Here is a 26,925-nt window from a genome sequence, read left to right on the forward strand (position 1 = left end):
TTTAGACAAAGAGGGGATAGGGGAGATTTGACTATTCTTCCAATAATTCTCTCGATACTATTTCCAATTTAATAGTATCCACCTCGTTTTCAATTAGCTCAACCTGCGGCACAATTTGGCTTGCTTTGCTGGAAAGATGTTGGAATCGTTCCACTTTGCCCAGTAAGCCTTGCCGCCCCACTAACGAGGTAACGGTCTGATTGTATTGATTATTTGCGGTATTTAGCGTGTTACCTAACTTAGCTAACCGATCGGCAACTGCACACACTTGGTTGTAAATTTCGCCGGCTTTTTCGCTGATTTCACGAGCCTCGCTGTTGCCTCGTTCAATCCGCCATAAATTAGCGACCGTGCGTAAAATCGGCATTAAAGTGGTGTGAGAAACCAAAATCACATTGCGTTCATAACCAAAGTTAAACAGTTGCGGATCGTGCTTCATCGCCTCAATATAAGCCGGTTCAATCGGAATAAACATCAGCACAAAATCCGGGCTTTTAATGCCTAATAATGCACTGTAGTTCTTCCTAGACAACCCCTCAATATGATTTCGTAGCGAACGGCAATGTTCGTCTAAGGCTTGAGAAATTGCAAAATTTTCCTCAGTTCTGACCGCTTGATCGTATGCCACTAACGAGACTTTGCTGTCAATAATCAGATGTTTTTGATCCGGCAAATGCACCACAAAATCGGGGGCAAAACGTCTCCCCTCTTCATCACGAAAACTCTCTTGGGCTTGGTAATGCTCGCCTGCGAGTAAACCGGCAGATTGCAATGCACTTTCAAGTTGTACTTCGCCCCAGTTGCCGGCAATTTTATTATTGCCTTTTAATGCCGTTGCCAGATTTTGTGCCTCTTCCGACATTGAAACGCCAATTTGCAGCACCCGCTTAATTTCAGCTTCTAAATTTGCCGAGCCTTTGAGCGACTCACTATGTACCTCATTCACCCGTTTTTGAAAGCCTTCAATTTGCTCTTTGAACGGTTTCAGTAGTGCTTCTAACGAGCTTTGGTTTGTTTCACTAAAACGCTTGCTTTTTTCGTCAAGAATTTGTTGAGCCAAATGTTGAAATTCCACATTAAGCTGTTGTTTTACCTCAATAAAATTGCGTTGTTGTGCTTCAAAATTTGCCTGTTTTTCCGACAGCGTAGTACGCAGTTCGGTCAGCTCGTTTTGTACCTCGTTTAAACGGCTAAATAACGCTTGATTTTCCCGCTCTTTAGTTGAGAGTGAACTTTGGCTAAATTGTAGCTGTTCTTCCAAACTTTCTGCCTTTGCTTGGGAAGAACCCACACGTTCTTTTAGCTCATTAATATAGCGTTCCAGCTGGTTTTCTTGCTGTTCGGCAAGCTCGATTTTTTGTTGGAATCGTTGCAGTTGCCCGTCTCGCTCGTTTAAACGTTCACTCATTGCTTCATATTTGGTCTGTTGCTGAATTGCCCACTGCTCAAGCTGATTTTTTTCTTGAGCCAACACCTCATATTTTTGCTGAATTTGTTCAAAATTTTCGGTGATTTTGCCAAGATCTTGGCTTAATTCGTAGACATCTCGCTGATAACGGGATTTCAAGAAAAAGAGATAAACGCCTACCAGCACACAAACGGCAAGGGCGATGTAGATCCCAATTTCTTGAAAATGAATGGTGTTGTTCATCGGTAAAACCTTTTTTAAAAAATGCTTTTCAAATCTATTGCTTTGCATTATAACAGAGCTTTTGATGATTCAGCCAATTTCAGCCATTGTGTTTTCTATGCAAGATTTTATTCACCAAGCCAATCACTACGGGCAAGCAAAACGCCCTTTTTTCTTTTTAATTGATTTTGAGCAGCAAAAGCCACTTATTTTTCCGCTAGAACAGGCTCACGCAAGCGGTCTTTTTTTTGAATTTTTTGGCAAATCGAATCTCGAAAAGCCGGTTGAAAAACCGACTAAAGCTTTTGAATTATCGGCAAATCCGATTCTGTTTAGCGAATACCAAACTGGGTTTGAATTAGTGAAAAAGGAAATTCAAGCCGGCAATAGCTACTTGCTGAATTTAAGCTACCCGACTGCGATTGAAACCAATTATTCATTGGCGGAAATTTTTGCCGCCAGCAAAGCAAAATATAAATGTTATTTGCAAGACCGATTCGTCTGTTTTTCACCGGAATGCTTTGTGCGAATTGAAAATAACCGCATTTTTTCCTACCCGATGAAAGGCACAATTAATGCAAATGAGGAAAATGCCGAGCAGAAATTAATGGCTTCGGAAAAAGAGTTTACCGAGCATAATACCATTGTAGATTTGATCCGAAATGACCTGGCGTTAGTGGCGAAAAATATTGAAGTGACGAAATACCGTTATGTGGAAAAAGTCGAAACCCATCGAGGGGCAATTTTGCAGACAAGTTCTGAGATCTGCGGCGAACTTGCTGAAAATTGGCAAGAAAATATCGGTTCGATATTAGCAAAATTACTACCTGCCGGCTCCATTAGCGGTGCACCGAAAGAGAAAACGGTTTCGATTATTCAGCAAGCGGAATTAGGAAAACGGGGTTACTACACCGGTATTTTTGGCTATTTTGATGGCGAGAGCTTAGAAAGTGCGGTGGCAATTCGTTACATTGCTCAAACTGCAAACGGGCTTGTGTTTCATAGCGGTGGTGGCATTACCTCACAAAGCGTGTTAGCCGAGGAATATAATGAAATGTTAGAGAAAGTCTATGTGCCGATTTCCGCTATTTGAAACCCTTTCGATTATTGACGGACAAGTTCAGAACTTGCAATATCATCAGCAACGTTTTGAGCAAGCAACACAAGAATATTTCGATTATGAACCTCGTTTTAGGCTCGCTGATATTTTAGTTGTGCCAGAGGCTTATCAACAGGGAAAAGTACGTTGTCGAATAGATTATAACGCAACAGAATTTGAGCTGAAATTTTTTGCTTATTCGCCCAAAAAAGTAGAACGTTTTCGCTTGGTTGAGGTGGAAAATTGGGATTATCACCTCAAATTTAGCGACCGCAAGCGGTTTGATTTGCTCCCTATTTTGCAAAATGAAGAAGTGATTATTCTTAATAACGGCTATGTAAGTGATTGCTCCATCGGCAATTTACTGTTCCTAAAACAAGGGATTTGGTATAGCCCACAACATTATTTGCTCAAAGGTACACAACTTAGTAAATTGCTTGATGAGGGGAAAGTCGTTTTAGCCAAAATAGCCAAACAAGATTTGCATCAATATGAAAAAATTATGTTGATTAATGCTCTTAATCCCTTTGAGGAACCAAGGGCATTGCCTTGCTCGCAAATTTATTTTTGTGATCTTGATCGAAAATCCTAAAAAAATGCTTGCAACTGGATAAGTAAATACTATAATAATATACAGTTATTTTGTAGCAACAAGCGGTTGCTTTTAGATAAAAGTTTACAAAGGATAGAATATGGCAGAGAAAAAAAGTCAAAAGAACACGCCGGTTAAACAGGTTGATCCGGAACAAAAAGAAAAAGCGTTGGCAGCCGCATTAGCTCAAATTGAAAAGCAATTTGGCAAAGGCTCAATTATGAAGTTAGGCGATACTCAAGCCCTTGATATTGAAGCAGTTTCAACCGGTTCTCTTGGTTTAGACTCAGCATTAGGCATTGGTGGTTTACCAATGGGTCGTATTGTGGAAATTTATGGGCCGGAATCTTCAGGTAAAACCACATTAACTTTATCTGTGGTGGCTCAAGCCCAAAAAAATGGTAAAACTTGTGCCTTTATTGATGCCGAACACGCACTTGATCCTATTTATGCCCGTAAGTTAGGGGTAGATACAGATGGATTATTAATTTCGCAACCGGATAACGGCGAACAAGCCTTAGAAATTTGTGATGCGTTAGTTCGCTCTGGTGCGGTTGATGTGATTATTGTGGACTCTGTTGCGGCACTTACACCAAAAGCAGAAATTGAAGGCGATATGGGTGATTCCCATATGGGTTTACAAGCTCGTTTAATGTCACAAGCATTGCGTAAATTAACAGCTAATATCAAAGCAACCAACTGCTTGGTGATTTTCATTAACCAAATTCGTATGAAAATCGGGGTAATGTTTGGTAACCCTGAAACTACAACCGGTGGTAATGCTCTGAAATTCTATGCTTCCGTACGTTTAGATATTCGCCGTTCAGGCGTAGTAAAAGACGGTGATGAGGTTATCGGTAGCGAAACAAAAGTGAAAATTGTGAAAAACAAGGTTGCTCCACCGTTCCGTGAAGTGCAATTTGATATTATGTACGGTGAAGGCATTGCCCGTATGAATGAATTGCTCATATTGGCTGAATCTCACGGCTTTATTAATAAGGCAGGCGCTTGGTTCTCTTATGAAGGTGAGAAAATCGGTCAGGGTAAAAATAATGCGATTAAATGGTTAAAAGAACACCCTGAAGTGGCGAGTAAAATTGAGCAAGATATTCGAAATCTACTCATTTCAAACCCGACTTTTACAGCTACTCCGGATTCTGAAAATGCAGACAATGCAGATGATGAATTCAGTGAAGAAGAACTTTAATTAAATGTATGCGGTTTTCGCTCAACGTGAAAATCGCATTTTTATTTATAACCGACAAATGACAACATCTACTGCTAAAACAAATAAATACAGTGCTACGAATTATCTGCTATATTTGCTATCAAAACGAGATTACAGCGAGCAAGAATTGCGGCAAAAACTCAAGCAAAAAGAGTATGATATAGCGGATATTGATAGTGCTATTGAAAAAGCCCAAACTAATCAGTGGCAAAGTGATGAACGCTTTTGTACCGCTTTTATCCGTTATCGTTCAATGCAAGGCATCGGTCCTCGCCGTTTAAAACAAGAGCTAAAACTTAAAGGGGTGAAAGATTGGTTAATTAATCAAGAATTAGAAAACGCCGAAGTGGATTGGTTTGAATTAGCAGAGCAAATTTTTGAGAAAAAACGATCGCTTGTATGGGATCTGAAAGCAAAGCAGAAAATGTGGCGATTTATGGTCAGCCGTGGTTTTTATAACGATCATTTTAGTCATTTAATGGATCTGGATTATAGTAGCGATGAATATGAATAGAGAGAAAATTACCTTTTTCAGCCGATTTGAAGCCGATATTTTAAGCGGTAAAAAAACAATTACGATTCGGGATAAATCAGAGTCTTACTTTCAACCAAACCAAGAATTAGCGGTTTTTACCAACGAAACTGATAGATTTTTCGCCAATATTAAAGTGCTGTCGGTAACACCTATTACGTTTGATGAGTTAAACGAGCAACAGGCTCGGCAAGAAAATATGAGCTTAGCCGAATTGAAACAAGTTATTCGAGAGATTTATCCGAATGACAATGCGTTTTTTGTGATTGAATTTATGCTTATTTAGTGAATTCGTATGGTGCTTTTTAAATCAACCAAACAGACCGAAATCTGCCCACAATGTGGCTCGCCCTTGCAAATTAAGCAAGGTAAAAAAGGGTTATTTTTGGGTTGTTTAGCTTACCCCGATTGCGATTATATTAAGCCCTTACACCAAGCCAGCCACGTTATTAAGGAATTAGATGAACTTTGCCCGGAATGTGGTGGAAAGTTACAATTAAAACAGGGAAATTATGGCATTTTTATCGGCTGTAGCCATTATCCTGAATGCCATTTTATCGTCCACGAAGAAGCTGAAGTTGAAGAAGAGTTTGAGTGCCCGGAATGCCAAACTCATAAACTGGTGGCAAGGAAAGGGCGTTCCGGTAAAACATTTTATGGTTGTGCCGGTTTTCCAAACTGCAAATTCACTCTAGCCGGCAAGCCGGTTAAACATCAATGCGATGTATGTGGCTCTAAATTGGCAAGCGTGAGAAAAGTAAAAGGCAAATTAAGCTATATTTGTGCCAATAAACGCTGTCAGAAACAAACAGAAGTTGAAGAAAATGAATAATTTTTTAGATATTATTAACCAACTGAAACAGAATGAAGTAATTGCTTACCCAACCGAAGCGGTTTTTGGCTTAGGCTGTAATCCGCAAAGTGAAACTGCCGTTCGTAAATTGCTTGCATTAAAGCAACGCCCTGAGGAAAAAGGGTTAATTTTACTGGCTTCCGATTTGAAGTATCTGCTTCCTTATATTGATGAAACTCGAATGACGGAGCAGGCTTGGCAACGCCTAAGCCATATTGGCGAGCAGGCAATTACTTGGATCGTACCGGTTAAAAATACTGTGCCAAGTTACCTCACCGGCAAATTTGATTCTATTGCCGTACGTTTATGTAATGTGCCGGCGGTGGTTCAGTTGTGTGAGGCAAGCGGCGTTGCGTTGACCTCTACCAGTGCCAATTTGAGCGGAGAACCACCTTGCCGCAATGTAAAAGAAGTCATCGATCAGTTTGGTCAAGATTTTCCTGTATTACACGCAGACACGCTAGGTAGAGAAAACCCTTCCGAAATTCGAGATATTTTCAGCCAACAGATTTTTAGACAAGGATAAGCCGAAATGAACCGATATGCCGTGTGGGGCAACCCGATTGCTCAAAGTAAATCCCCCCGTATTCATCAACTCTTTGGTTTACAAACCCAACGCAACATTGAATATATCGCTAACTTAGGAGATGAAACGGCTTTTGAGCAACAATTAGCCGATTTTTTCGCTTCTGGAGCAAAAGGTTGCAACATCACCGCCCCTTTTAAAGAAAGAGCCTTTAAATTGGCAGATGAATTTAGCGAAACCGCTTTGTTGGCACAGGCGTGTAATACGCTTAAACGCTTAGAAGATGGACGGTTATATGCCGATAATACTGACGGGGCCGGTTTAGTTTCTGATTTGGAACGGCTAGGTTGGTTACAAAAAGGGCATAAAACCTTAATTCTTGGAGCAGGTGGAGCAACCAAAGGCGTATTACTTCCGTTACTTAAAGCGGGGTTAGAGATTACTCTATATAACCGCACGCAGGAGAAAGCGGTCGTTTTAGCCGAAAAATTTGTAAAATTTGGCAAAATTCAGACCACTTGTTTAAGCGATTTGGCAAACCAACGGTTTGATTTAATTGTCAATGCCACCTCTCTCGGTCTGCAAGGCAAATATGTTGAATTGCCTGAATCTGTTATAGCATCGGCGAATATTTACGATATGCAATATGCCCCCAATATGCAAACTCCTTTTCTCAATTATGCAAGACGTTGTGGAGCAACAGCGTGCCAAGACGGGTTAGGAATGTTGGTTGGACAGGCAGCGTTTGCGTTTTCTTTGTGGGAAGGGCAATTCCCCGATGTTGAGCCTGTACTGGCTCAATTAAAATTAGAAATGCAAACGGTGAAATAGCAGAATATAAGCTATTATTTTATAAACAAAAAATGCTAGATTTAAGCCAAAACGACGAATAACTATACAAGCGAACCAAAAATTCAATTTTTTTAAAAAAAGTATTTGACGGAAAGCCCTAAAATCAGCATAATGCACACCGTTGACCGATATGGTGAACGCAAATGGCTACATAGCTCAGCTGGTTAGAGCACAACACTCATAATGTTGGGGTCGCAAGTTCGAATCTCGCTGTAGCCACCATTGCGGGACTGGCGAAATTGGTAGACGCACCAGATTTAGGTTCTGGCGCCGCGAGGTGTGTGGGTTCAAGTCCCTCGTCCCGCACCATTTATCGATTAACAAAAATTAGTGTTGGGGTATCGCCAAGCGGTAAGGCACCGGGTTTTGATCTCGGCATCCCTAGGTTCGAATCCTAGTACCCCAGCCACTTAATTTCAAATATTCAAATCTCTAAGCTAACGTAAGTTAGTTTTTTTCTTTTGGGGTATCGCCAAGCGGTAAGGCACCGGGTTTTGATCTCGGCATCCCTAGGTTCGAATCCTAGTACCCCAGCCATCTATTCTTTATCTTAAATTAATATCTTATTTCTGATACTTTACATTATATCTAGCTTGCATTATTTAATTTTATTTACCCTTAGTTTAAGGTTAAGAGGCAATATCTCTTGCCCCTTATATCTATTTCCTGCAAAAAACTTTTTATTCGCCTAAATCCGCTCTAAATTTGCCATTTTGGCAATCAGCCATTTAATACCATTGCCAACAAAAGCAACTTGTAAACGGGTAGCTTCGCCTGAGCCTTCCACATTGATGATTGTGCCTTGCCCAAATTTAGCGTGGTTCACTTTCTGCCCCATTTTCCAAGTATCATCGTTTAAAAGGGAAGCGATCGTTTTTGTCGGATTTTTTGCAAATGAATTAGCTTGGTTAAAACTTGCTGCTCGATTAATCGAACCTCTCAATCTCACTTCTCGAATATGCTCTTCCGGTAATTCAGCAATAAAGCGAGACGGAACGTGGCGTTCTTCTTTGCCATAAAGCCGTCTTGATTCGGCATAGCTAATCGTCAGCTTTTTCTTGGCTCGGGTAATACCGACATAAGCCAAACGGCGCTCTTCTTGCAATCTACCTTCATCAAAACTCATTCCGCTTGGGAAAATCCCCTCTTCCACGCCCACCATAAACACACGAGGGAATTCCAACCCTTTGACGGAATGTAGCGTCATCAGTTCGACATAATCTTCGTGTTGTGAGGCTTGGGCTTCTCCAGCCTCAAGTGAAGCGTGAGTTAAAAATGCAGTAAGATCGGTCAGCTCTTCCGCTTCGTCAGGTTTTACAAACTGCTTAGTTGCGGTGACTAACTCTTCTAAGTTTTCAATTCTCACCTCACCCTTTTCGCCTTTTTCTTGCTTATACATTTCATATAAGCCCGATTTTTTAATTACAAAATCGGTTTGTTCCACCAGCGACATCTGCTCGGTTTCTTGATCAAGAGCGTTAATAAGTTCCACAAAACGCAATAAAGAAGAGGCAGCCCGCCCTGACAGTTGCTCTTCTTGCACCGCCACTTGAATTGCTTGCCACAGCGTAATTTGGCGGGTTCGGGTAATTTGACGCAGAGTGTCTAAAGTGCGATCACCGATTCCTCTAGTCGGGGTATTGATCACCCGCTCAAAGGCTGCATCGTCTTGACGATTGGCAATTAAGCGTAAATAAGCTAACGCATCCTTAATTTCTTGGCGTTCAAAGAATCGCATTCCACCGTAAATGCGATAAGGAATATTCGCTTGAATTAAGGCTTCCTCAATCACGCGGGATTGGCTGTTGCTGCGATACAACACCGCACATTCCGCCAAATCGCCCTCGTCTTCTTTCCATTGTTTGATTTGCGAGGCAACAAAACGTGCTTCATCAAGTTCGTTGAAAGCACAGTAGATGTCCACAGGCTCACCATCGCCACTGTCTGTCCATAAATTTTTGCCTAAGCGGTTATCGTTATTGGCAATTAATTCATTGGCACAGCTTAAAATATTGCCGGTGGAGCGGTAATTTTGCTCTAAGCGAATGGTTTGGGCACTGTCATAATCGCTCAAGAAACGTTGGATATTCTCGACCTGTGCCCCACGCCAACCATAAATGGATTGATCGTCATCGCCAACTATCATCACTTTGCCGACATCGCCAGCAAGCAAACGAATTAAGTCATACTGAATATTGTTGGTGTCTTGAAACTCATCAATCAAAATTTGCTGAAAACGCTGTTGATAACGTTGCAAAATGGTTGGTTTGGTTTTGAATAGTTCATAAGCCCGAATCAACAGCTCGGCAAAATCCAACAACCCCGCTCGGTCGCAGGCATCTTGATAGATTTGATAAATCTCCACCAATTTTTTTTCATTCGGATCGTTATAGTGGTCAATATCTTTCGCCCGTTTTCCTTTATCTTTTTGGGCATTGATATACCACGCAACGTGTTTTGGCGGAAAATGTTTCTCATCAATATTGTGCAGTTTCAGTAAACGTTTGAGCAAACGTTGCTGATCTTCGGTATCCATAATTTGGAAATCTTGCGGTAAATCCGCATCTAAATAGTGGGAACGAAGTAAGCGATTGGCAATGCTGTGGAAAGTACCGACCCACATTCCAAACAAGCGGTTATCACCCGATTGGGAAAGGGTATATTCAATACGATGCCGCATTTCCGCTGCTGCTTTATTGGTAAAGGTAACGGCCAGAATATTGGATTCCGGCACATTTTCTACCCCAATCAGCCACGCAATACGGTGAGTTAATACCCGAGTTTTGCCCGAGCCGGCACCCGCCAGCACCAAATAATTGCCAATCGGGGCGGCAACCGCCTCTCTCTGCTTGTCATTTAAACCGTCTAATAATAATGAGAAATCCATAATCACCTTTTAATCTGTGCTTTTATACAGCATTATAGCCTATTTTTAAGGTTTGATAAAAAGTTTCTCGGTTAAAATCGGGTTTTGGAATTGAAAACCTGCGTCGAGTAGTTTTTCAGGCATTAATTGCTGATTATCCAGTAGCAAACAAGCTCTTTCGCCTAATGCTAGTTTCAAGGCAAATTCCGGAGCAGCCAAAAAAGCCGGGCGATTTACCGCTTTCGCAAAGGTTCGGTTAAATACTTCATTTTTCACCGGATTTGGAGCAACAAAATTGTACGCCCCCGAGCAATTTGCATTTTTAAGTAAAAAAATCACCGCTTGTACGTGATCTTGAAGGCTAATCCACGCCCAATATTGCTTGCCGGAACCGAGCTTTCCCCCCAGACCGCATTGGTAAATTGGTAACATTTTTTTTACTGCCCCACCTTCAGGGGAAAGCACCGTGCCGGTGCGAATGAGGCAGACTCGGGTTTTATCGCTTGATGCTTTTAATGCAGCGGCTTCCCATTGTTGGCAAAGATGATTGGCAAAGCAATCTTGATAACAAGCGGTCGATTCTGTATAAAAATTTGCAGAAGGAGGCAAATCGCCATAAATCCCGATTGCCGAACCGGAGAGAAAAGTATGCGGAGGGTTAGCACTTGCCTTAATTAATTCGCTGAGTTTATTCGTTACTTTAACTCGGCTTTCAATCAATTTCTGTTTTTGTTCGTCTGTCCAACGTTTATCAAAAATCGGCTCACCGGCAAGGTTAATTACTGCATCAAAATCATTTAAATCAACAAGTTCATCAAGTGAATAGCAATAATTAATCTGTAAATCATCACTTTTCGCTTCTGTATCTCTAGTAAGAAGTGTAAAGTGGTGATTTTCAGATTTTAATTGCTGGATTAATTCACGCCCAATAAAACCCGTACCACCTGTTATAAAAATGTGCATAATAATCTCCTAAAAAATAAGGAGAACATTAAGTCCTCCTTTACTTATTCTATAATGATGTTTCAAATAACTGTGTCACATTCTTCACCAATTTTTCAATTTGCATATTGCGTACCGGCGTAATAAAAATTGTATCATCGCCGGCAATAGTGCCTAAAATGCCTTCGGCTTTACCCATTGAGTCGAGCAAACGGGCAATCAGTTGAGCCGCACCGGGGCTGGTTTTTACCACAATTAACGCATCATTATGATCAATATCTACCACCAAATTTTTAAGTGGGCTGGAGGTAGTCGGCACACTTAATTCGGCAGGTAGCTGATACACCATTTCCATTTTAGGATTACGGGTTCTAACCGCACCAAATTTTGATAACATCCGAGAAACTTTGGATTGGTTGATATTATCAAACCCCATCTCTTGTAGTGCGGCAACAATTTCACTTTGCGAGCCGAATTTTTCTTCCTTTAAAAGCGATTTAAACGCTTCTGATAAACTATCTATCTTGTCCACTTTCACACTCTTATTCACAAAAACTTAAAAATATTCATAATTCTTGCTTATTTATGCAAATAAATCAATAAAACCCGTAAAAATCAGCTAAAAATTTGCTCTATGTCTCAAAAATGAGATTTGCCGTTTGAATCGCCCCAAAAATTGGCTTAGACTAAATTGGTCTAAACTTCCATAACATTTAGGAGAAATTTATGTGTCAAAGTAAAAAAGTTGCCCTTTTAGGTGCTGCAGGTGGAATCGGTCAATCGCTCGCCTTATTATTAAAACTCAATTTACCGGCTAAATCTGAATTATCTCTTTACGATATTTCCCCTGTTACTCCGGGAATTGCAGTGGATTTAAGCCATATTCCGACTGATGTAAAAGTAACCGGTTTTGCAGGTGAAGATCCGACTGAGGCACTAAAAGATGCCGATGTGGTCGTTATTTCTGCTGGTGTTGCCCGTAAGCCGGGGATGACACGTGCCGATTTATTCAATACGAATGCCACTATCGTGCATAATTTAGTCGAAAAAGCAGCGAAAGTTTGCCCGAAAGCTTGCATTGCAATTATTACTAACCCGGTAAACACCATTATTCCGATTGCAGCAGAAGTATTGAAAAAAGCCGGTGTGTATGACAAAAATAAACTTTTCGGTGTTACAACATTAGATGTTATTCGAGCGAATACCTTTGTGGCTGAAGCGAAAGACGTGAATGTGAAATATGTAAGAGTGCCTGTTATTGGCGGACATTCCGGCACAACTATTCTTCCATTACTTTCACAAGCAACAGTAAATGGCTTAAAACTTGAGTTCACTCAAGAACAAATTGAGCAATTAACGCATCGTATTCAAAATGCCGGTACTGAAGTGGTTGAAGCAAAAGCAGGCGGTGGTTCAGCAACCTTATCTATGGCTCAAGCAGGAGCAGAATTTGCACTTGGCTTAGTGAGAGCATTAATTGGGGAAGATGTCATTCGTTATGCTTATGTCGATAACACCAATGGCGAAACCTCTCCGGCATTCTTTGCTTACCCGATTCATTTAGGCACAAATGGGGTGGAGACAGTGCTTCCTATCGGTAATCTGAGTGAATTTGAAAAAGATCAATTAGAGCAATTAATTCCGGTATTAAATGACGAAATTCAATTAGGACAAAATTTTAATAAATAATTTTTAATAAATAATATAAAGGGCTGTTTATCAGCCCTTTATTTCAATCAAAATAATTTATCGAGGAAATTATATGCTAAAACACATTATTTCAATCAGTATAGTCGCATTTATTGCCGCTTGTTCACAGAATAAACCGGTAGAAGTTGTAAGTGATGATAAAAATATTGATTATGCACAACAAAAAAATATTCATATCAGTGAATCAACATCTACTAAAACTCAAACCGAGAATACCATTCAAAAACCTAAAAACGCCACTGCTCTTTGTTTTAACGGCAACTATTCAACAGATATGCAAAACCCTTGTGTTAAAGACGGTGGAGTAAAAGAAAGATTTAATCATTATCACGCAGATTAAATAAAAATGCACAATAGTTATCTCGCTATTGTGCATTTTTTTATGCTTTATTTTCCGCTTTTTGTGTTTTTTCAGACGGCTCTTTTTCCGGTTCAGGGTCAAATTTCACTACAGGTACACAACCGCGGCAAGTACCTTGATTTACCCCTAGCTCATCGCAAAAGGCATCATATTTCTCAAGGGCTTTTTTAAACCAGCCTTTCTTTTCTGTTTGCTCGCTCATCATCTCTTCCTTTTATGTTGAATTATTAATGCAAGCGGTCAAATTTTGCTGAATTTTTCCACTTGTCATCATTAATTGCAGAAATTGCTAATCACGGAAATTATTAAATTGGAATGGCTGCCCTAAATCTGCCCCTTTCACTAGCTGAATTGCGGCTTGTAAATCATCTCTGGATTTACCGGTCACACGCACTTGTTCACCCTGAATTTGGGCTTGAACCTTGATTTTAGAATCCTTAATCAGCTTGGTAATTTTCTTCGCCATATCTGACTCAATCCCTTGCTTGAGCTTAATTTCTTTGGAATAGAGTTTACCGTGATGCTCACTTTCTGTAGGGATATCTAATGAACTATGCTCGATCCCACGTTTTACGCAAGAGCCGATTAAAATCTCAATTAACTGCTCTAATTGGAAATCCGATTCGGTCGTGAGCTTAATGCTTTCATTTTTTTCATTTAACTCAATAACGGCTTCCACCCCACGGAAATCGTAGCGGGTGCTTAATACACGATTGGCATTTTCTACCGCATTACGCACTTCGTGCATCGTGATTTCAGATACAATATCAAATGATGGCATTGTTGTTCCTCTCAATTAATGTTGAAATAAATGATTGGCATTAAGTAATAAACATAATGCCGTTAAGTCTCCAAAGTTTACCACAAAATCAGCTTGTTCTTGCACTTTTGGTTTAGCGTGCAAAGCAACGCCTAAGCTGGCAGTTTTTAACATTGGCAGATCGTTCGCCCCATCACCGACTGCCACCCATTGATTTGGTGGAATATTAAAGGTTGTCGCTAAATTCTGTAAGGTATCGGCTTTATGTTGGGCATCTACTACTTTACCTAACACCTTGCCGGTCAATTTACCGTCAATGATTTCCAGTTGGTTAGACACCGCAAAATCCAGCCCGTATTTTTGTTTTAAGTAATCGGCGAAATAATCAAATCCACCGGACGCAATCGCTAATTTCCAGCCGTGTTCCTTAAGAATAGCAACCATCTGCTCAAAGCCGTCCATAAGCGGTAGATTTTCCCGCACTTTTTGCAAAATGCTTTCCGATGCGTTTTCCAGCGTGCCGACTCGCTTGCGTAAACTTTGCTCGAAATCCAGCTCGCCCCGCATTGCACTGGCGGTAATGGCGGACACCACCTCGCCGGTGCCGGCAAGTTTGGCAATCTCATCAATACATTCAATTTTAATAGCGGTGGAATCCATATCCATTAATAGCAAACCGCCTTGGTTTAAGGTTGGAATAATAGTGAGATCGCTAATATCCACATTGATTTTCTGTGCCGTTTCACGCAGCTCGCAAGCGGTTAAATTTGTGGAAAAAAATGCAATTTTGTAGTCTAAATAGACCGCTTGTTTCAGCAAAAACGCTGCCGTTTGTTGTGAAAACAGCGCAATTTCACGCTCATCTAAGTTTTTTGAATAGATAAAAATTGTGTTTGTCATTGTCTTATTTTAGGTTGTTTAAATTTACTGCACTAATCTAACAGAAAAGCGTGCTACAATCACGCATCATTTTGAGGGAATTTCGATGTACATTAGTCGTGAAAAAATAACGAAAACGCTTTTGCTGGCAGGGATTACGCTACTCTGCTGTGGGATCGTAGCTGTTATTTTAATGGGCGTAAACCAATTTAAGCTAGGCTCACAATTAGCCAGCATTAATCAAGTATCAAACCTTTCACACCTATTGGTTCGCCAGCAAGCGAATATTTTTTCGTTTTTGTTAGTTAAAAATGCCAAAACCGATGAGCTGGTTGATGCGTTGGATAGTTTTGCCAAAGAAGATTTTATTATTGATGCCAATATCTATTCACCAAATGGCGTGCTACTGGCTCAAAGCCAAAATGCGAAAGATTTAAAAGTATTGCTCGATTCAGAGCAATCTGCCAAAACTCAGCAAATTGTTGAGCCAATATTTTCTCAACAGGCGTTGGTTGGCTTTTTGCGGGTCACGTTTGATGCAGAATATGGGCAAACGACTAAAGCACGAGTAGAGCAACAATTTCATCAACTTTATGGGGAAATAATTATTTTGCTACTCACAGGTATATTGTTGGCAAGTAGCATTAACTACTATTTTCGTCGTAAAATTCATCATGTACAGATAAGTCCAAAACCACTTATGAGTCAAGTAAAAACCCAAACCCAGCGTTTTCACTCACGTCGCCGTTGGATTAAGCGTAAATAGTTTACACTCAAATGGATAAACGATTGTAATTTGAGCGAATAAGCGTATAATATCCGCCGTTTTTCGCCGAATGGCATCATATAAAAATAAAACTTTAAAGAGGAATAAATGGCTAAAGAAGATTGCATTGAGATGCAAGGTACGATTTTAGAAACCTTACCAAATACAATGTTCCGTGTGGAATTAGAAAACGGTCATATTGTTACCGCACATATTTCAGGCAAAATGCGTAAAAACTACATTCGTATTTTAACCGGTGATAAAGTAACGGTTGAAATGACTCCATACGATTTAAGCAAAGCACGCATTATTTTCCGTGCAAGATAATTCAGTATAAAATAAGGCGAACATTGTTCGCCTTTTTGTTTAGTTTTTTTAGTTATTTGCTTTTTTCAATAATCCCTTCCGCACAGGCAAAAGCCGATGACCACGCCCATTGGAAATTATAACCGCCAAGCCAGCCGGTCACATCTAACACTTCTCCGATAAAATAAAGCCCTGCGGTGTTTTTCGCTTCCATCGTTTTAGATGAAATATAGTCGGTATCAACCCCACCTTTGGTGACTTCCGCCGTGCGATAGCCTTCCGTGCCATTTGGCAAAAAGAGCCAATGATGAATAAATTGCTCTAAAAAGGTCAGTTCTTTTTTACTCAAATCGGCAATGATTTTATCGGTCAGCAATTTCTGTTCCAGCCAAACTTCAACCAATTTTTTGGGTAAATAGCGAGATAATACGGTTTTTAGCTGCAATTTCGGCGAAGATTGGCGTAGTTCGCTCAATATGTCAGTAATGGACTGTGAAGGTAGCAGATCAATCTCTACCGTTTCACCTAATTCCCAATAATTGGAAATCTGCAAAATTGCCGGACCGGATAAGCCTCGATGAGTGAACAACATCTGATTGCTGAAACTTTTGCCATTGGCGGAAACAGTAATCGGCATTGCAATGCCGGAAAGCTCGGCAAAATATTTATCGCTCTCTTTCCAAGTAAAAGGCACAAGGCTTGCACGTGGTGGCACAACAGGAATACCAAACTGCTCGGCAAGTTGATAGCCAAAAGGGCTTGCTCCGAGTGCCGGCATCGAAAGCCCTCCGGTTGCAATCACTAAATGTTCGGTTTGGAACTTGCCACAAGCGGTCGAAATTTCAAAAAAATTTGCAACTTTTTCCACAGAAATGACCGCTTGTCGTAACAGAATCTCAACCTTGCCTTTGTTGCATTCCGCTTGCAGTAAATCGACAATTTGTTGCGAGCTTTCATCACAAAAAAGCTGTCCTAACTCTTTTTCGTGATAGCTAATGCCATAGTGGCTGACAAGTGAAATAAAATCCCATTGGGTATAACGCGAAAGAGCAGATTTCACAAAATGGCGGTTTTGGCAGAGGTAATTATTCGCCCCAACCTCTAAATTAGTGAAGTTACAAAAGCCACCGCCCGACATTAAAATCTTACGACCGATTTTTTTGCCGCTGTCTAACACCACCACTTTTTTGCCGGCTTGCCCCAGTTGGGCGGCACAAAACAGCCCTGCCGCACCGGCACCAATCACTACAACATCAATATTTTGCATTAAAAATTCAGTACCTTGTCTGCTTGAACTGTCCAATCTGCCAGTTCAATTAATGTGCCAATCTCTACCCCATCGGCTAAAGGCAAATCGGTAATCCCTCGAGCATTGGTACAGGTTTTGCACAATTTTACGCTCGCTCCTTGTGCGGTTAAAATTTCCAGCATTTGCTGAATGTGATAACCCTCTGCCGGATTTTGCTTTGCCAGCCCTGCGGTGACTGCATCCGACATTAAGAAAAGTTTAATTTCGGTGTGAGCCTTATGCTGCTCTTGGATCTGCAAAGCTAAACGCAACGCACTGAAAAACGTTTCATTGCCATAAGGAGCGGAATTAATGATAAAGAGAAGTTTTTGAACTGAATTAGACATTGTTTTACCTCGGAATACACGAAACACATAGATAATAATAACCCGACACGAGCCGTGCCGGGCTGACTAAACCGAGTCGCTTTGCGACTCAAGAAAGTAGTGTTGAGCTTAACCTACCCACACAAATTTAGCAATAAAGAGAAGTGAAACCACTAAAACAGAAAGGTTGATTTCTTTCCAACGCCCGGTGAAAGCTTTCATTACGCAGTAGCTGATAAAGCCGAATGCAATCCCTTCAGTGATAGAGTAAGTAAACGGCATCATTGCGGTAGTAATAAATGCCGGTGTGGCTTCAGTTAAATCGTCCCATTTTACTTCAATTAAGCTAGATGCCATTAAAATTCCTACAAATACCAACGCCCCCGCAGTTGCATAGGCAGGAACTAACCCTGCAAGTGGTGAGAAGAAAATGGTTAATAGGAATAAGATCCCAACTACCACCGCAGTTAAACCGGTACGACCGCCAACTGAAACGCCGGAGCCACTTTCAATATAGGTAGAAATCGCTGAAGTTCCCATATAAGAGCCTGCCATTGCCGCGGTACTATCTACTAGCAGAGCTTGTTTCATTTTCGGGAAACGCCCTTGTTCATCCGCAAAGCCTGCTTTGGTCGTCACCGCAATTAAGGTGCCAGAAGAGTCAAACAGGTTTACCAACATAAAGGAGAAAATAATTCCAAGTAAAGCCACATCAAAAGCACCGGCAATATCCACTTGCCCTACCACAGCACCAAGGCTTGGTGGCATAGACATTATGCCGTTAAAGCTTACAGCCGGGTCAAAGGCTAAGGCAAGAGCGGTAACAATCACAATTGAAATTAACACGCCTGAGTGAATACCTTTCGCCGCTAATACAACAATGATGAAAAAGCCTAAAATCCCCATTAACACTTTCGGGTCGTGCAAATCACCTAGTGCCACAAGCGTTGCCGGATTTGGCACCACCAAGCCCATATTTTTAAAACCGATTAGGGCAATGAATAAACCGATACCGGCACCAATACCTACACGTAAACCAAGTGGAATCGCAGACATAAACCAGTAACGAACTTGTAATACAGTTAATAGAAATAAGCCGACAGAACCCAAGAAGATCGCCCCCATACCCACTTGCCACGAGTAACCTAATTTTTGCACTACTACGAATGCAAAAAAGGCATTTAAGCCCATTGCCGGTGCAAGAGCAATCGGTAAATTACTGAATAGCCCCATTGCAATTGTGCCAAAAGCCGCAATTAAACAGGTAGTGACAAACACCACTTGGGTGTCCATTCCCGCCACGCCTAAAATAGACGGATTGACGAAAACAATATAAACCATTGTGAAAAAGGTAGTAATACCGGCGATAATTTCGGTTTTCACATTACTGCCTTTTGCTTTGAGCTGAAATAATTTTTCTAACATAAGACCTTCGGTGTTTAAACAAAATGACAACGCCCAAGCAATCGGTTGCTCGGGCGTTGACGATTTTTATCACGGAATAAATACTTTTGCAAGCACTTAATACGCTAAAACTAATTTTAGTAATTTCACCGCTAAAAATGCAAGGCTAAAACGCTGCTCATCAGCGACTGTCCAGAACTGGATTTCCTGTTCGGATTTTGTTAATAACTGACTGATTTCTAACGCATTTTTCTCTTCGCTTTCGCCATTTTTCACCGCGGTCATCACTGAATTTTCGTTGAAATTCAGCCAATTTTCGGCTTTCCACGCTTCACTTAAAACATTGGCATCTAGCTGATATTCAGATTGCACCGACACCATTTGGGAAACGCCATAAAAAACCGGCACTTGCACGCTGTGGAAGGTAGTACAAGCGGTCAAATTCGGTAAAACTTTTGCAAGTTGCAGCTCAAAGGCTTTTGAGAATGGTAGATTTTTCTCCTCTCCCTGCACATTTGCCGGCACAACATCAAAGGCGATACGTTCAGCATTTTCATCAAACGGAATGCCATTTAACAAACGGGCAGTTTGTCCGGCAAGCTCTTTGACTTTTTCATCACCAAAATAGGCAGAGGGTAAAAGTGACGTCACCCACACCTGTTTTAACGGCCCGTTCAGCAACGGTTTTAACGCTAATGCCAGTTGTGAAATTTGCGGATTGGCTAAGGCTACAATATTTCGCTCACGCAGATTTGCCACATTTTCATCATTTACACTTGGCACAATCACCGGCACATCGCCAATAAGTGAAGTAATGCCATATAAATCAACAATCACGCAACCGGCTTTTACCGCATCTGCCAGCACTTCGGCTTGTGCCATTTTGCCGGCAAACAGCACATGGCTAAATTCTGCCCAATTTACTTCATCTAACGCATATTGTGCGACTGCTTTTGCTCCAAAGCGTAAATTCTGCTCTTCGCCAAACGGCTCAAGCTCAACAGCTGAAATATGTTCAATCCCTAAATCTTGATTTTCTAATGCCTCAAGTAATTTTTCTGCCAGCGTAAAATCACTGGCAATCGCTAAATGGATATTCGACACACGTTCTCCTTTATTCATCACATTATTCGGTTTCATTATAAGCTAATTTCACGCTTCAGAAAAATCATAACTCATAATGTGTAATTTATGGTTTTTGCAAATTTTAAACCTAAAAACACCGCTTGTTTTGCCTGCAATTTGCTTTTCAAATGATTGAACTTTTGATATAGTTCACACTTTAAAAGTAGCTTATCATTCTCATTAAAACTGAGGATTAGCTAAAGCCCAATAGTAAAACAAAATGGCAAAACAAGATTCAGATTGTATAACCTTAGATCTGTTTGCGACTGTACCAAAAGTTGGGCGTCCTCGTACAAATCCTCTTGATAGAGAACAACAACTTCGAATCAATAAACGTAACCAACTAAAACGAGATAAATCTTCCGGTTTAAAACGGGTAGAATTAAAACTGCATTCGGATTTAGTAAAGTTATTAGAGGAACAGGCGTCTGAACAAGGTGTTTCACGCGGGCAGTTAATTGAAACAATTCTAAATAATTATCTCAAAAATAGGTAGTAGAAATGGCAGTTGTAGGTTTATTTTACGGTAGCGATACAGGCAATACAGAAAATATTTCAAAAATGATTCAGAAAAAATTAGGGGCTGAATTAATTGATATTCGAGACATTGCCAAAAGTACAAAAGAAGATATTGAAGCATACGATTTTCTGATGTTTGGGATCCCAACTTGGTATTATGGTGAGTCACAAGCCGATTGGGACGATTTTATGCCTACCCTAAAAGAGATTGATTTTAACGGCAAAGTCGTTGCAATTTTTGGTTGCGGTGATCAGGAAGATTATGCAGAATATTTCTGTGATGCAATGGGTACTGTGCGTGATGTGGTAGAACCAAATGGTGGTGTGATTGTTGGTCATTGGCCAACTGCCGGTTACACTTTCGAGGTTTCTCAGGCCTTAGTTGATGATGATACTTTTGTAGGCTTATGTATTGATGAAGATCGTCAGCCTGAATTAACCACTGAACGAGTCAATAAATGGTGTGAGCAGTTGAAAGAAGAAATGTGCTTAGACCAACTCGCATAATAACTATTATGGATAAAGATAAATAGGTGGCATATATGTCTGAAGCAAATATTAAACGTTTAAAAGAGGTGGGCTTAAAAGTAACCGAACCTCGTTTGACTATTCTTGCATTAATGCAAGATATTCGTGATGAAATGCAACATTTTGCAGCAGAAGATATTTATAAGATTCTGTTAGAAAAAGGCTCAGACATTGGTTTAGCAACGGTTTATCGTGTCTTAAACCAATTTGAAGAAGCCGGCATTTTAACCCGCCATAATTTCGATGCCAATAAAGCGGTATTTGAATTAAATATGAACCACGAACATGACCATATTATCTGTATGGATTGCGGTAAAGTATTTGAGTTTAAAGATCCTGATATGGAACGCCGCCAACGTGAAATCAGCGAAAAACACGGTATGCAGTTGACGAACCATAGCTTATATTTATATGGTAAGTGCAGTAATTTAACCAACTGTGATGAGAAAAAATAATATTTCTTATTTTGACTTATTTCTATTACCGAAGTCCCTTTGGGTCTTCGGTATTGTTCTATATAGGTTTCCCTAATTTAAAATGACGATGGAAGAAAATACCCACACTGTTGTAGATGCCCAAATCCGGCAACCTCGCAAAATTTCTCCTTTTTGGCTGTTACCAATAGTTGCTTTTATTATTGGTGCTTTGCTATTTTTCCAAATTTTAAAAGAGCAAGGTGAAACAATCACAATTCGATTTAGTAAAGGTGATGGCATTACTGCCGGAAAAACCGCTATTCGTTACCAAGGTTTGCAAATAGGCCAAGTTAAGCGCGTTTATTTTGTTGATAACTTAAAAGAAGTGGAAGTGCAAGCAGAAATAAACCCTGAAGCCAAAAGTATTTTACGCAAACAGACTAAATTCTGGTTAGTGCAACCAAGTGCTTCTTTGGCCGGAGTTTCAGGCTTAGATGCGATTGTTTCTGGTAACTATATTACCCTACTTCCCGGTGAAGGCGATTTCGTCGACGAATTTATTGCGGAAGAAGATCCTCCGGCTATTACCGTGAGCGATGGCGATTTACTGATCCGTTTAATCTCTGATGACATAGGCTCTATTACTGTCGGAGCGAGTGTTTATTTCCGTAAAGTGCCAGTGGGCAATATTGCCGATTATCGTTTTACCAAAGACCAGAAAAAAATCGAAATTGATGTCGTCATTAATCAAAAATACGCTCATTTAGTGAAAAAAGAGAGCCGATTTTGGAATATTAGCGGTATTAGCGCTGATGTAAATTTACAAGGTATTAAAATCAATATGGACAGCCTTGCCTCGGTAGTACAAGGTGCGGTTGCTTTTGATTCGCCTGATAATATGGAAATTGCCGAGCAAGGACAGAAATTTGAGCTATATCCGGATTTGAAATCAGCTAAACGTGGAATTGAAATCAACGTAAAACTACCGCTTACGCGTAATTTAAAAATTAATGAAACCGGCGTTTTTCACCAAAATGTGCAAATTGGTATGCTTTCTCAGCTAAAATTACCGCAAGTAAAAGACAACGGTGTGCCACAGCAAGAATCAGAGCAGCATAGACAGATTGATGGGGTTTTATTAATTGACCCAAGTTATGAAAATTTACTACGCTCACAAACTAAAATCTTGCTCAAAGAGCCGAAATTCTCCTTAAACACAGAGCAACTGACCAAAGTGGGCGAGCTGCTGCGTGGTGTCTATTTTGAAGTTCACCCGGGTGAAGGGGAACCACAATCGGAATTTGTGGTACAAAACGAAGCCGATTATCTATTAAGTTTGCCGAATTTACTTAGCTTTAGCTTAATTGCTCCTCAAGCCTATGGGGTAGATACCAATCAGGGGATTTACTATAGCGATGTGCAAATCGGAGAAATCGTCAAACGTAGCCTAGAGTTAGACAAAGTACGTTTTGATGTCATTATTTATCCGCCTTATCGCAACCTGATTGGGAGTAACAGCAAATTTGTTGCGATATCCAACATTGATATGTCGGTGGGGCTAGATGGGTTAAGAGTTCACGCCGGTTCACCATCTGAATGGTTAAAAGGCGGTGTTCGCTTAATTAACGGTAAAAATGACGGTAGCCCGAAAAAACAATATGCACTTTATAAAGATATAGAAAGTGCGGAATCAGGCATGGCTACCTTAGATAAAAAAGCCACCACTACCCTTTCGGCAGATTCATTATCTGGTATCAGCGAAGGCTCTTTGGTGCTATATCGTGATTTTCAGGTCGGCGAGGTGTTAAAAATAACCCCGAAACAACAAAAATTTGAGGTTGAGCTATTTATCCAGCCAAATTATCGTCATCTATTAACCGAGAAAAGCCGTTTCTGGATTGAGCCGGCAACGAGTGTTGATGTGTCACTCAAAGGCGTGAATATCACTACAGCTCCATTAATGCGTACCTTAAAAGGGGCGATCAGCTTTGATAATGGCGGTTCAAAAGGCAATAAAACGCTTTATGCAAGTAAGGAGAAAGCCACTTCGGGCAATACTTATCTCACGCTGATTGCAAAAGATGCGAGTAAGTTAAGCGAAGGAATGGACATTAAATATATGGGCTTAACCGTAGGTCAAATTGAAAAACTTGAGCTACAAAATGCAAAAAAACAGATAAAAGCGACCGCTTACATTCAAAGGAAATACTATCCGTTAATTGCAAAAGCCGGCAGTAAATTTAATGTTATCTCGCCTGAAATCAGTACCTCCGGCTTTAAAAATTTAGATGCAGCACTGCAAAATTACATTACGGTTGATGTCGGTTCAGGGCAAGTTCAAAACCAATTTATTCTTGCAGATACCGACACAGTGAAAACTACCTATGCCAACGGTTTCCCGATTATTGTCGAAACCACCAATGCTAATGGTATTCAGCCGGAAGCACCGGTGCTTTACCGTGGAATGCAGGTCGGAATAGTCAGCCGTTTAGGGCTAAGTGAGTTAGGCGATCGAGTGCTTATTTATGTCAATATTCAAGATAAATACAAGCACTTAGTCAGAACCAATACCCAATTCTGGCAAGCTTCAGGTTACACTATGGACGTGAGCCTGCAAGGTGTAAGTATGAACTCCGGCACAATGTCGCAGTTATTAAATGGCGGTATTGAGTTCTCAACTCCTTACACTAAAGTAGTGAAGCCTCAAGCCCAGCCAAACAGACGATTTTTCTTACAACGCAAACTACCTGATGAAGCCCCTGCTTGGGATCAAGGAATTGCGGAATAATATTGATGGAGTAAAAAATGCCTTTATTAGATAGTTTTAAAGTAGACCACACCAAAATGAACGCACCAGCCGTGCGTGTTGCAAAAACGATGACCACACCGAAAGGCGATACCATTACCGTGTTCGATCTCCGTTTCTGTCGTCCGAATATTGATATTCTACCGGTGCGTGGGATTCACACGATGGAACATCTTTTTGCCGGTTTTATGCGTGATCACCTCAATAGCGAACAAGTGGAGATCATTGATATTTCACCAATGGGTTGTCGTACCGGTTTTTATATGTCACTGATTGGATCGCCTTCAGCAGAAGAAGTTGTCAAAGCTTGGACGGCATCAATGGAAGATGCGTTACATAAAATTCCTGATATATCGGCAATCCCTGAGCTGAATGAATATCAATGTGGCTCTTACAAAGAGCATTCTTTAGAAGAAGCACATCAAATTGCCCGCAACGTATTAGCTGCCGGCATTGGTGTAAATCGCAACGAAGATTTAGCCTTAGACGAAAAATTACTTAATCCATAATTTTTTCACATTTTTTCGGGGGCAAATGGCTATTTGCCCCTGCATTTTTATTCGGAAATCACAAATTTATGTTTGAAAAACTGTTTAAATGGTTTGAGGCAAGGGTGGAAACCTATCCAAATGAAATGCCGAAAACTCCAAAATCAGGTCTCATTCCTTTTATTTACGATGCCACAAAAGGAATGCGGTTCTATATCTTACTGCTGACCGTATTAGTTGCAGCCGCCGGTATTATCGAAGCGGTTCTGTTTCGCTTTATGGGCGATTTAGTCGATTGGGTCAATAAATACTCGCCAACAGAACTTTGGGCAGAAAAAGGCTGGACGATTATCGGTATGTTTTTTATTGCCCTACTTGCAGTGGTGTTTGTTTACCTTGCCAGCAGCATTCGCTTTCAATCTCTGCAAGGGGTATTCCCAATGCGTTTGCGTTGGAACTTCCACCGCTTAATGCTCGGGCAAAGTTTAGGTTTCTATCAAGACGAATTTGCAGGAAGAGTATCGGCAAAAGTAATGCAAACCGCCCTTTCCGTGCGTGATGTGATTATGACTTGTGCCGATATGTTGGTGTATGTGCTGGTTTACTTCACCACCTCCAGCGTGATTTTATTACAACTTGACGGCTGGTTATTCGTGCCGTTTATTTTATGGGTCATCTCATTAGCGGCAACCATTATCTACTTTGTCCCGAAATTAGCCCAAGCCGCTCAAGAACAATCTGATGCCAGAAGTCTAATGACCGGTCGAATTACCGATGCTTACGCTAACATTGCCACTGTAAAACTCTTCTCGCACGGCAACCGTGAATCTGCCTACGCAAAAGAATCGATGGAAGAATTTATGGTGACGGTACACAAACAGATGCGTTTAGTCACGGTGATTGAAACCGTCACCAACCTTACTTCTATGGCATTAATTCTTTCTACCGCTGCTATCGGCTTATGGCTATGGGGAACGAATATGGTCACAGCCGGTGCGATTGCGACTTCAACCGCATTAGCGTTACGAATCAAAGGGTTATCGCAATGGATTATGTGGGAATTTGCCCGCCTGTTTGAAAATTTAGGCACGGTGCAAGACGGTATGATTACCCTCTCCAAACCACACAATGTAGTGGATAAAACCGATGCCAAACCATTAAATGTGACACAAGGTGAAATTAAATTTGAGAATGTGGATTTTGCCTACGACCCGAAAAAACCGTTGCTGAAAGACTTTGACTTAACCATTAAACCGGGGGAAAAAGTGGGCTTAGTCGGGCGTAGTGGTGCAGGTAAATCAACGCTCACCAATTTATTATTGCGTTTTTACGATATTCAAGACGGTTCAATCACGATTGACGGGCAAAATATCCGTGATATTACCCAAGAAAGCCTTCGCTCACAAATTGGTTTAGTAACCCAAGACACCTCACTATTACACCGCTCTGTGCGTGAAAACTTGATGTACGGTCGCCCGAACGCCACCGAAGAAGAGATGATCAAAGCCGTTGAACAAGCTGCCGCCAGTGAATTTATTCCAAACCTGCAAGATGCCAAAGGCAGAACCGGTTTTGATGCACACGTTGGCGAACGAGGGGTAAAACTTTCCGGCGGACAACGCCAACGGATTGCGATTGCCCGAGTGATGCTAAAAGACGCACCGATTTTATTACTCGATGAGGCAACCAGTGCGTTAGACTCTGAAGTAGAAGTGGCAATTCAAGAAAATCTCACGCAATTAATGGAAGGTAAAACCGTGGTTGCGATTGCCCACCGCCTCTCTACCATTATGGCAATGGACAGACTTATCGTGTTAGATAAAGGCGAAATCGTTGAACAAGGCACGCACGAAGAATTGCTTGCTCAAAACGGTGTTTACGCCAGACTTTGGGCTCACCAAAGCGGTGGGTTCTTACCGGAGAATACGGATATTTAATCCACTCCATCACACATCATACTAAGCAAGCGGTCATTTTTTGTTAGCAATTTGCAAGATTTCAACAAAAAACGACCGCTTGTTCGCCAATTAAAACCGCTTCCAAGCACCAATAAAATCTATCAAAAATTTGCAAGATTTCTCCCCTTTTTTCAGGTATCATTATGACCTTTAATAACAATAATT

Annotated in this window: 29 protein-coding genes and 4 tRNA genes; 22 read left to right on the forward strand and 11 right to left on the reverse strand. The window is 40.9% G+C overall.

Going from position 1 to position 26,925, the window contains the following annotated elements; genetic code table 11:
- Nucleotides 1-31: 31 nt before the first annotated feature.
- Nucleotides 32-1,651: a DNA recombination protein RmuC gene (gene rmuC, locus ACJ7Z2_RS11235; RefSeq protein ID WP_409500355.1), complete on the reverse strand. Its 1,620-nt coding sequence runs from the start codon at nt 1,649-1,651 to the stop codon at nt 32-34.
- Nucleotides 1,652-1,748: 97 nt separating this feature from the next.
- Here rmuC and ACJ7Z2_RS11240 point away from each other — a divergent pair, with 97 nt between their 5' ends.
- From ACJ7Z2_RS11240 to ACJ7Z2_RS11295, 12 genes are all read left to right on the forward strand, one after another.
- Nucleotides 1,749-2,723 carry an aminodeoxychorismate synthase component I gene (locus ACJ7Z2_RS11240; RefSeq protein ID WP_409501147.1) on the forward strand — a complete coding sequence of 325 codons (975 nt, stop codon included), beginning with the start codon at nt 1,749-1,751 and terminating at the stop codon, nt 2,721-2,723.
- Nucleotides 2,701-3,321 (forward strand): aminotransferase class IV family protein, encoded by a 621-nt coding sequence (locus ACJ7Z2_RS11245; RefSeq protein WP_409500356.1) that lies wholly within the window; start codon nt 2,701-2,703, stop codon nt 3,319-3,321. Before ACJ7Z2_RS11240 ends, ACJ7Z2_RS11245 begins: the two co-directional genes overlap by 23 nt.
- Before the next feature lie 100 nt (nt 3,322-3,421).
- Nucleotides 3,422-4,528 (forward strand): recombinase RecA, encoded by a 1,107-nt coding sequence (gene recA / locus ACJ7Z2_RS11250; protein WP_126302657.1) that lies wholly within the window; start codon nt 3,422-3,424, stop codon nt 4,526-4,528.
- A 58-nt stretch (nt 4,529-4,586) separates the two neighbouring features.
- On the forward strand, nt 4,587-5,063 hold the full coding sequence (recX, locus tag ACJ7Z2_RS11255; RefSeq protein ID WP_409501148.1) for a recombination regulator RecX: 477 nt from the start codon (nt 4,587-4,589) through the stop codon (nt 5,061-5,063).
- Nucleotides 5,056-5,367 carry a N(4)-acetylcytidine aminohydrolase gene (yqfB, locus tag ACJ7Z2_RS11260; RefSeq protein ID WP_409500357.1) on the forward strand — a complete coding sequence of 104 codons (312 nt, stop codon included), beginning with the start codon at nt 5,056-5,058 and terminating at the stop codon, nt 5,365-5,367. Before recX ends, yqfB begins: the two co-directional genes overlap by 8 nt.
- A 9-nt stretch (nt 5,368-5,376) precedes the next feature.
- Nucleotides 5,377-5,913, forward strand: a complete 537-nt coding sequence (locus ACJ7Z2_RS11265; protein WP_409500358.1) for a topoisomerase DNA-binding C4 zinc finger domain-containing protein — start codon at nt 5,377-5,379, stop codon at nt 5,911-5,913.
- Nucleotides 5,906-6,460, forward strand: coding sequence for a Sua5/YciO/YrdC/YwlC family protein (locus tag ACJ7Z2_RS11270; RefSeq protein ID WP_409500359.1), 555 nt, complete (start codon nt 5,906-5,908; stop codon nt 6,458-6,460). The genes ACJ7Z2_RS11265 and ACJ7Z2_RS11270 overlap by 8 nt, the downstream gene beginning before the upstream one ends.
- Before the next feature lie 6 nt (nt 6,461-6,466).
- Nucleotides 6,467-7,291: a shikimate dehydrogenase gene (gene aroE, locus ACJ7Z2_RS11275; protein WP_409500360.1), complete on the forward strand. Its 825-nt coding sequence runs from the start codon at nt 6,467-6,469 to the stop codon at nt 7,289-7,291.
- A 166-nt stretch (nt 7,292-7,457) separates the two neighbouring features.
- Nucleotides 7,458-7,534, forward strand: a tRNA-Met gene (locus tag ACJ7Z2_RS11280).
- A 2-nt stretch (nt 7,535-7,536) separates the two neighbouring features.
- A tRNA-Leu gene (locus ACJ7Z2_RS11285) sits at nt 7,537-7,621 on the forward strand.
- Between the two features lie 25 nt (nt 7,622-7,646).
- A tRNA-Gln gene (locus ACJ7Z2_RS11290) sits at nt 7,647-7,721 on the forward strand.
- A 53-nt stretch (nt 7,722-7,774) separates the two neighbouring features.
- Nucleotides 7,775-7,849, forward strand: a tRNA-Gln gene (locus tag ACJ7Z2_RS11295).
- A 151-nt stretch (nt 7,850-8,000) separates the two neighbouring features.
- On the opposite strand, the gene uvrD is transcribed toward ACJ7Z2_RS11295, so the two are convergent.
- Genes uvrD through argR form a run of 3 tightly spaced genes read right to left on the reverse strand, consistent with a single transcriptional unit; the run spans nt 8,001 to nt 11,652 of the window.
- The gene (gene uvrD / locus ACJ7Z2_RS11300; RefSeq protein WP_409500361.1) at nt 8,001-10,199 is read right to left on the reverse strand and encodes a DNA helicase II; all 2,199 of its coding nucleotides are present in this window, start codon (nt 10,197-10,199) and stop codon (nt 8,001-8,003) included.
- 45 nt (nt 10,200-10,244) lie between these two features.
- The gene (locus tag ACJ7Z2_RS11305; protein ID WP_409500362.1) at nt 10,245-11,141 is read right to left on the reverse strand and encodes a TIGR01777 family oxidoreductase; all 897 of its coding nucleotides are present in this window, start codon (nt 11,139-11,141) and stop codon (nt 10,245-10,247) included.
- Nucleotides 11,142-11,190: 49 nt separating this feature from the next.
- Nucleotides 11,191-11,652, reverse strand: a complete 462-nt coding sequence (gene argR / locus ACJ7Z2_RS11310; protein WP_154704714.1) for a transcriptional regulator ArgR — start codon at nt 11,650-11,652, stop codon at nt 11,191-11,193.
- 194 nt (nt 11,653-11,846) lie between these two features.
- Between argR and mdh the strand changes: the two genes are divergently transcribed.
- Nucleotides 11,847-12,809 carry a malate dehydrogenase gene (mdh, locus tag ACJ7Z2_RS11315; protein ID WP_409500363.1) on the forward strand — a complete coding sequence of 321 codons (963 nt, stop codon included), beginning with the start codon at nt 11,847-11,849 and terminating at the stop codon, nt 12,807-12,809.
- A gap of 73 nt (nt 12,810-12,882) precedes the next feature.
- Nucleotides 12,883-13,170, forward strand: a complete 288-nt coding sequence (locus ACJ7Z2_RS11320; protein ID WP_126302667.1) for a hypothetical protein — start codon at nt 12,883-12,885, stop codon at nt 13,168-13,170.
- A gap of 40 nt (nt 13,171-13,210) precedes the next feature.
- Here the strand turns inward: ACJ7Z2_RS11320 and ACJ7Z2_RS11325 are convergent, their stop codons facing one another.
- The 3 genes from ACJ7Z2_RS11325 to serB all read right to left on the reverse strand — a co-directional run bounded on the left by ACJ7Z2_RS11325 (nt 13,211) and on the right by serB (nt 14,851).
- A complete protein-coding gene (locus ACJ7Z2_RS11325) occupies nt 13,211-13,396 on the reverse strand; it encodes a DUF5363 domain-containing protein (RefSeq protein ID WP_409500364.1) in 186 nt (61 codons plus the stop codon).
- An 84-nt stretch (nt 13,397-13,480) separates the two neighbouring features.
- Nucleotides 13,481-13,972, reverse strand: a complete 492-nt coding sequence (locus ACJ7Z2_RS11330; protein WP_006249599.1) for a YajQ family cyclic di-GMP-binding protein — start codon at nt 13,970-13,972, stop codon at nt 13,481-13,483.
- 15 nt (nt 13,973-13,987) lie between these two features.
- Nucleotides 13,988-14,851: a phosphoserine phosphatase SerB gene (gene serB / locus ACJ7Z2_RS11335; RefSeq protein ID WP_409500365.1), complete on the reverse strand. Its 864-nt coding sequence runs from the start codon at nt 14,849-14,851 to the stop codon at nt 13,988-13,990.
- A gap of 85 nt (nt 14,852-14,936) precedes the next feature.
- On the opposite strand from serB, the gene ACJ7Z2_RS11340 reads away from it, so the two are divergent.
- Complete coding sequence (locus ACJ7Z2_RS11340) at nt 14,937-15,596, forward strand: YtjB family periplasmic protein (protein ID WP_006249601.1); 660 nt, start codon at nt 14,937-14,939, stop codon at nt 15,594-15,596.
- Nucleotides 15,597-15,704: 108 nt separating this feature from the next.
- Nucleotides 15,705-15,923, forward strand: coding sequence for a translation initiation factor IF-1 (gene infA, locus ACJ7Z2_RS11345; RefSeq protein ID WP_005705342.1), 219 nt, complete (start codon nt 15,705-15,707; stop codon nt 15,921-15,923).
- Between the two features lie 52 nt (nt 15,924-15,975).
- Here infA and ACJ7Z2_RS11350 read toward each other — a convergent pair whose 3' ends face one another.
- From ACJ7Z2_RS11350 to ACJ7Z2_RS11365, 4 genes are all read right to left on the reverse strand, one after another.
- Nucleotides 15,976-17,169, reverse strand: a complete 1,194-nt coding sequence (locus ACJ7Z2_RS11350; RefSeq protein WP_409500366.1) for an NAD(P)/FAD-dependent oxidoreductase — start codon at nt 17,167-17,169, stop codon at nt 15,976-15,978.
- Nucleotides 17,169-17,537, reverse strand: a complete 369-nt coding sequence (locus tag ACJ7Z2_RS11355) for a DsrE/DsrF/TusD sulfur relay family protein (RefSeq protein WP_409500367.1) — start codon at nt 17,535-17,537, stop codon at nt 17,169-17,171. Before ACJ7Z2_RS11355 ends, ACJ7Z2_RS11350 begins: the two co-directional genes overlap by 1 nt.
- A 108-nt stretch (nt 17,538-17,645) precedes the next feature.
- On the reverse strand, nt 17,646-18,941 hold the full coding sequence (locus ACJ7Z2_RS11360) for an NCS2 family permease (RefSeq protein WP_126302672.1): 1,296 nt from the start codon (nt 18,939-18,941) through the stop codon (nt 17,646-17,648).
- Between the two features lie 96 nt (nt 18,942-19,037).
- Nucleotides 19,038-20,024, reverse strand: a complete 987-nt coding sequence (locus ACJ7Z2_RS11365) for an oxidoreductase (protein WP_409500368.1) — start codon at nt 20,022-20,024, stop codon at nt 19,038-19,040.
- Between the two features lie 241 nt (nt 20,025-20,265).
- Here ACJ7Z2_RS11365 and ybfE point away from each other — a divergent pair, with 241 nt between their 5' ends.
- The 6 genes from ybfE (at nt 20,266) to ACJ7Z2_RS11395 (ending at nt 26,739) form a co-directional block, all read left to right on the forward strand.
- Complete coding sequence (gene ybfE, locus ACJ7Z2_RS11370; protein WP_409500369.1) at nt 20,266-20,541, forward strand: LexA regulated protein; 276 nt, start codon at nt 20,266-20,268, stop codon at nt 20,539-20,541.
- A 5-nt stretch (nt 20,542-20,546) separates the two neighbouring features.
- Nucleotides 20,547-21,071: a flavodoxin FldA gene (gene fldA, locus ACJ7Z2_RS11375; RefSeq protein ID WP_006250414.1), complete on the forward strand. Its 525-nt coding sequence runs from the start codon at nt 20,547-20,549 to the stop codon at nt 21,069-21,071.
- Between the two features lie 35 nt (nt 21,072-21,106).
- On the forward strand, nt 21,107-21,547 hold the full coding sequence (fur, locus tag ACJ7Z2_RS11380) for a ferric iron uptake transcriptional regulator (RefSeq protein ID WP_154704721.1): 441 nt from the start codon (nt 21,107-21,109) through the stop codon (nt 21,545-21,547).
- An 82-nt stretch (nt 21,548-21,629) separates the two neighbouring features.
- On the forward strand, nt 21,630-24,296 hold the full coding sequence (locus tag ACJ7Z2_RS11385) for an MlaD family protein (RefSeq protein WP_409500370.1): 2,667 nt from the start codon (nt 21,630-21,632) through the stop codon (nt 24,294-24,296).
- 17 nt (nt 24,297-24,313) lie between these two features.
- A complete protein-coding gene (gene luxS, locus ACJ7Z2_RS11390) occupies nt 24,314-24,823 on the forward strand; it encodes an S-ribosylhomocysteine lyase (protein WP_409500371.1) in 510 nt (169 codons plus the stop codon).
- Between the two features lie 68 nt (nt 24,824-24,891).
- Nucleotides 24,892-26,739, forward strand: a complete 1,848-nt coding sequence (locus ACJ7Z2_RS11395) for an ABC transporter ATP-binding protein (protein WP_409500372.1) — start codon at nt 24,892-24,894, stop codon at nt 26,737-26,739.
- Nucleotides 26,740-26,925 lie beyond the last annotated feature (186 nt).

Origin of the sequence: Mannheimia glucosida (assembly GCF_046267875.1) — a bacterium.
Lineage (GTDB): Bacteria > Pseudomonadota > Gammaproteobacteria > Enterobacterales > Pasteurellaceae > Mannheimia > Mannheimia glucosida.

What these genes read in the sequence shown, in the direction of transcription:
- ACJ7Z2_RS11320 (WP_126302667.1), top strand. Translation starts at nt 12,883, where the DNA reads ATGCTAAAACACATTATTTCAATCAGTATAGTCGCATTTATTGCCGCT.
- fur (WP_154704721.1), top strand. Translation starts at nt 21,107, where the DNA reads ATGTCTGAAGCAAATATTAAACGTTTAAAAGAGGTGGGCTTAAAAGTA.
- ACJ7Z2_RS11325 (WP_409500364.1), bottom strand. Translation starts at nt 13,396, where the DNA reads ATGATGAGCGAGCAAACAGAAAAGAAAGGCTGGTTTAAAAAAGCCCTT.
- ACJ7Z2_RS11340 (WP_006249601.1), top strand. Translation starts at nt 14,937, where the DNA reads ATGTACATTAGTCGTGAAAAAATAACGAAAACGCTTTTGCTGGCAGGG.
- rmuC (WP_409500355.1), bottom strand. Translation starts at nt 1,651, where the DNA reads ATGAACAACACCATTCATTTTCAAGAAATTGGGATCTACATCGCCCTT.
- mdh (WP_409500363.1), top strand. Translation starts at nt 11,847, where the DNA reads ATGTGTCAAAGTAAAAAAGTTGCCCTTTTAGGTGCTGCAGGTGGAATC.
- ybfE (WP_409500369.1), top strand. Translation starts at nt 20,266, where the DNA reads ATGGCAAAACAAGATTCAGATTGTATAACCTTAGATCTGTTTGCGACT.
- fldA (WP_006250414.1), top strand. Translation starts at nt 20,547, where the DNA reads ATGGCAGTTGTAGGTTTATTTTACGGTAGCGATACAGGCAATACAGAA.
- serB (WP_409500365.1), bottom strand. Translation starts at nt 14,851, where the DNA reads ATGACAAACACAATTTTTATCTATTCAAAAAACTTAGATGAGCGTGAA.
- ACJ7Z2_RS11245 (WP_409500356.1), top strand. Translation starts at nt 2,701, where the DNA reads ATGTGCCGATTTCCGCTATTTGAAACCCTTTCGATTATTGACGGACAA.
- ACJ7Z2_RS11330 (WP_006249599.1), bottom strand. Translation starts at nt 13,972, where the DNA reads ATGCCATCATTTGATATTGTATCTGAAATCACGATGCACGAAGTGCGT.
- uvrD (WP_409500361.1), bottom strand. Translation starts at nt 10,199, where the DNA reads ATGGATTTCTCATTATTATTAGACGGTTTAAATGACAAGCAGAGAGAG.
- yqfB (WP_409500357.1), top strand. Translation starts at nt 5,056, where the DNA reads ATGAATAGAGAGAAAATTACCTTTTTCAGCCGATTTGAAGCCGATATT.
- luxS (WP_409500371.1), top strand. Translation starts at nt 24,314, where the DNA reads ATGCCTTTATTAGATAGTTTTAAAGTAGACCACACCAAAATGAACGCA.
- ACJ7Z2_RS11270 (WP_409500359.1), top strand. Translation starts at nt 5,906, where the DNA reads ATGAATAATTTTTTAGATATTATTAACCAACTGAAACAGAATGAAGTA.
- ACJ7Z2_RS11265 (WP_409500358.1), top strand. Translation starts at nt 5,377, where the DNA reads ATGGTGCTTTTTAAATCAACCAAACAGACCGAAATCTGCCCACAATGT.
- ACJ7Z2_RS11305 (WP_409500362.1), bottom strand. Translation starts at nt 11,141, where the DNA reads ATGCACATTTTTATAACAGGTGGTACGGGTTTTATTGGGCGTGAATTA.
- recX (WP_409501148.1), top strand. Translation starts at nt 4,587, where the DNA reads ATGACAACATCTACTGCTAAAACAAATAAATACAGTGCTACGAATTAT.
- infA (WP_005705342.1), top strand. Translation starts at nt 15,705, where the DNA reads ATGGCTAAAGAAGATTGCATTGAGATGCAAGGTACGATTTTAGAAACC.
- ACJ7Z2_RS11350 (WP_409500366.1), bottom strand. Translation starts at nt 17,169, where the DNA reads ATGCAAAATATTGATGTTGTAGTGATTGGTGCCGGTGCGGCAGGGCTG.
- ACJ7Z2_RS11360 (WP_126302672.1), bottom strand. Translation starts at nt 18,941, where the DNA reads ATGTTAGAAAAATTATTTCAGCTCAAAGCAAAAGGCAGTAATGTGAAA.
- ACJ7Z2_RS11385 (WP_409500370.1), top strand. Translation starts at nt 21,630, where the DNA reads ATGACGATGGAAGAAAATACCCACACTGTTGTAGATGCCCAAATCCGG.
- ACJ7Z2_RS11240 (WP_409501147.1), top strand. Translation starts at nt 1,749, where the DNA reads ATGCAAGATTTTATTCACCAAGCCAATCACTACGGGCAAGCAAAACGC.
- recA (WP_126302657.1), top strand. Translation starts at nt 3,422, where the DNA reads ATGGCAGAGAAAAAAAGTCAAAAGAACACGCCGGTTAAACAGGTTGAT.
- ACJ7Z2_RS11355 (WP_409500367.1), bottom strand. Translation starts at nt 17,537, where the DNA reads ATGTCTAATTCAGTTCAAAAACTTCTCTTTATCATTAATTCCGCTCCT.
- aroE (WP_409500360.1), top strand. Translation starts at nt 6,467, where the DNA reads ATGAACCGATATGCCGTGTGGGGCAACCCGATTGCTCAAAGTAAATCC.
- ACJ7Z2_RS11395 (WP_409500372.1), top strand. Translation starts at nt 24,892, where the DNA reads ATGTTTGAAAAACTGTTTAAATGGTTTGAGGCAAGGGTGGAAACCTAT.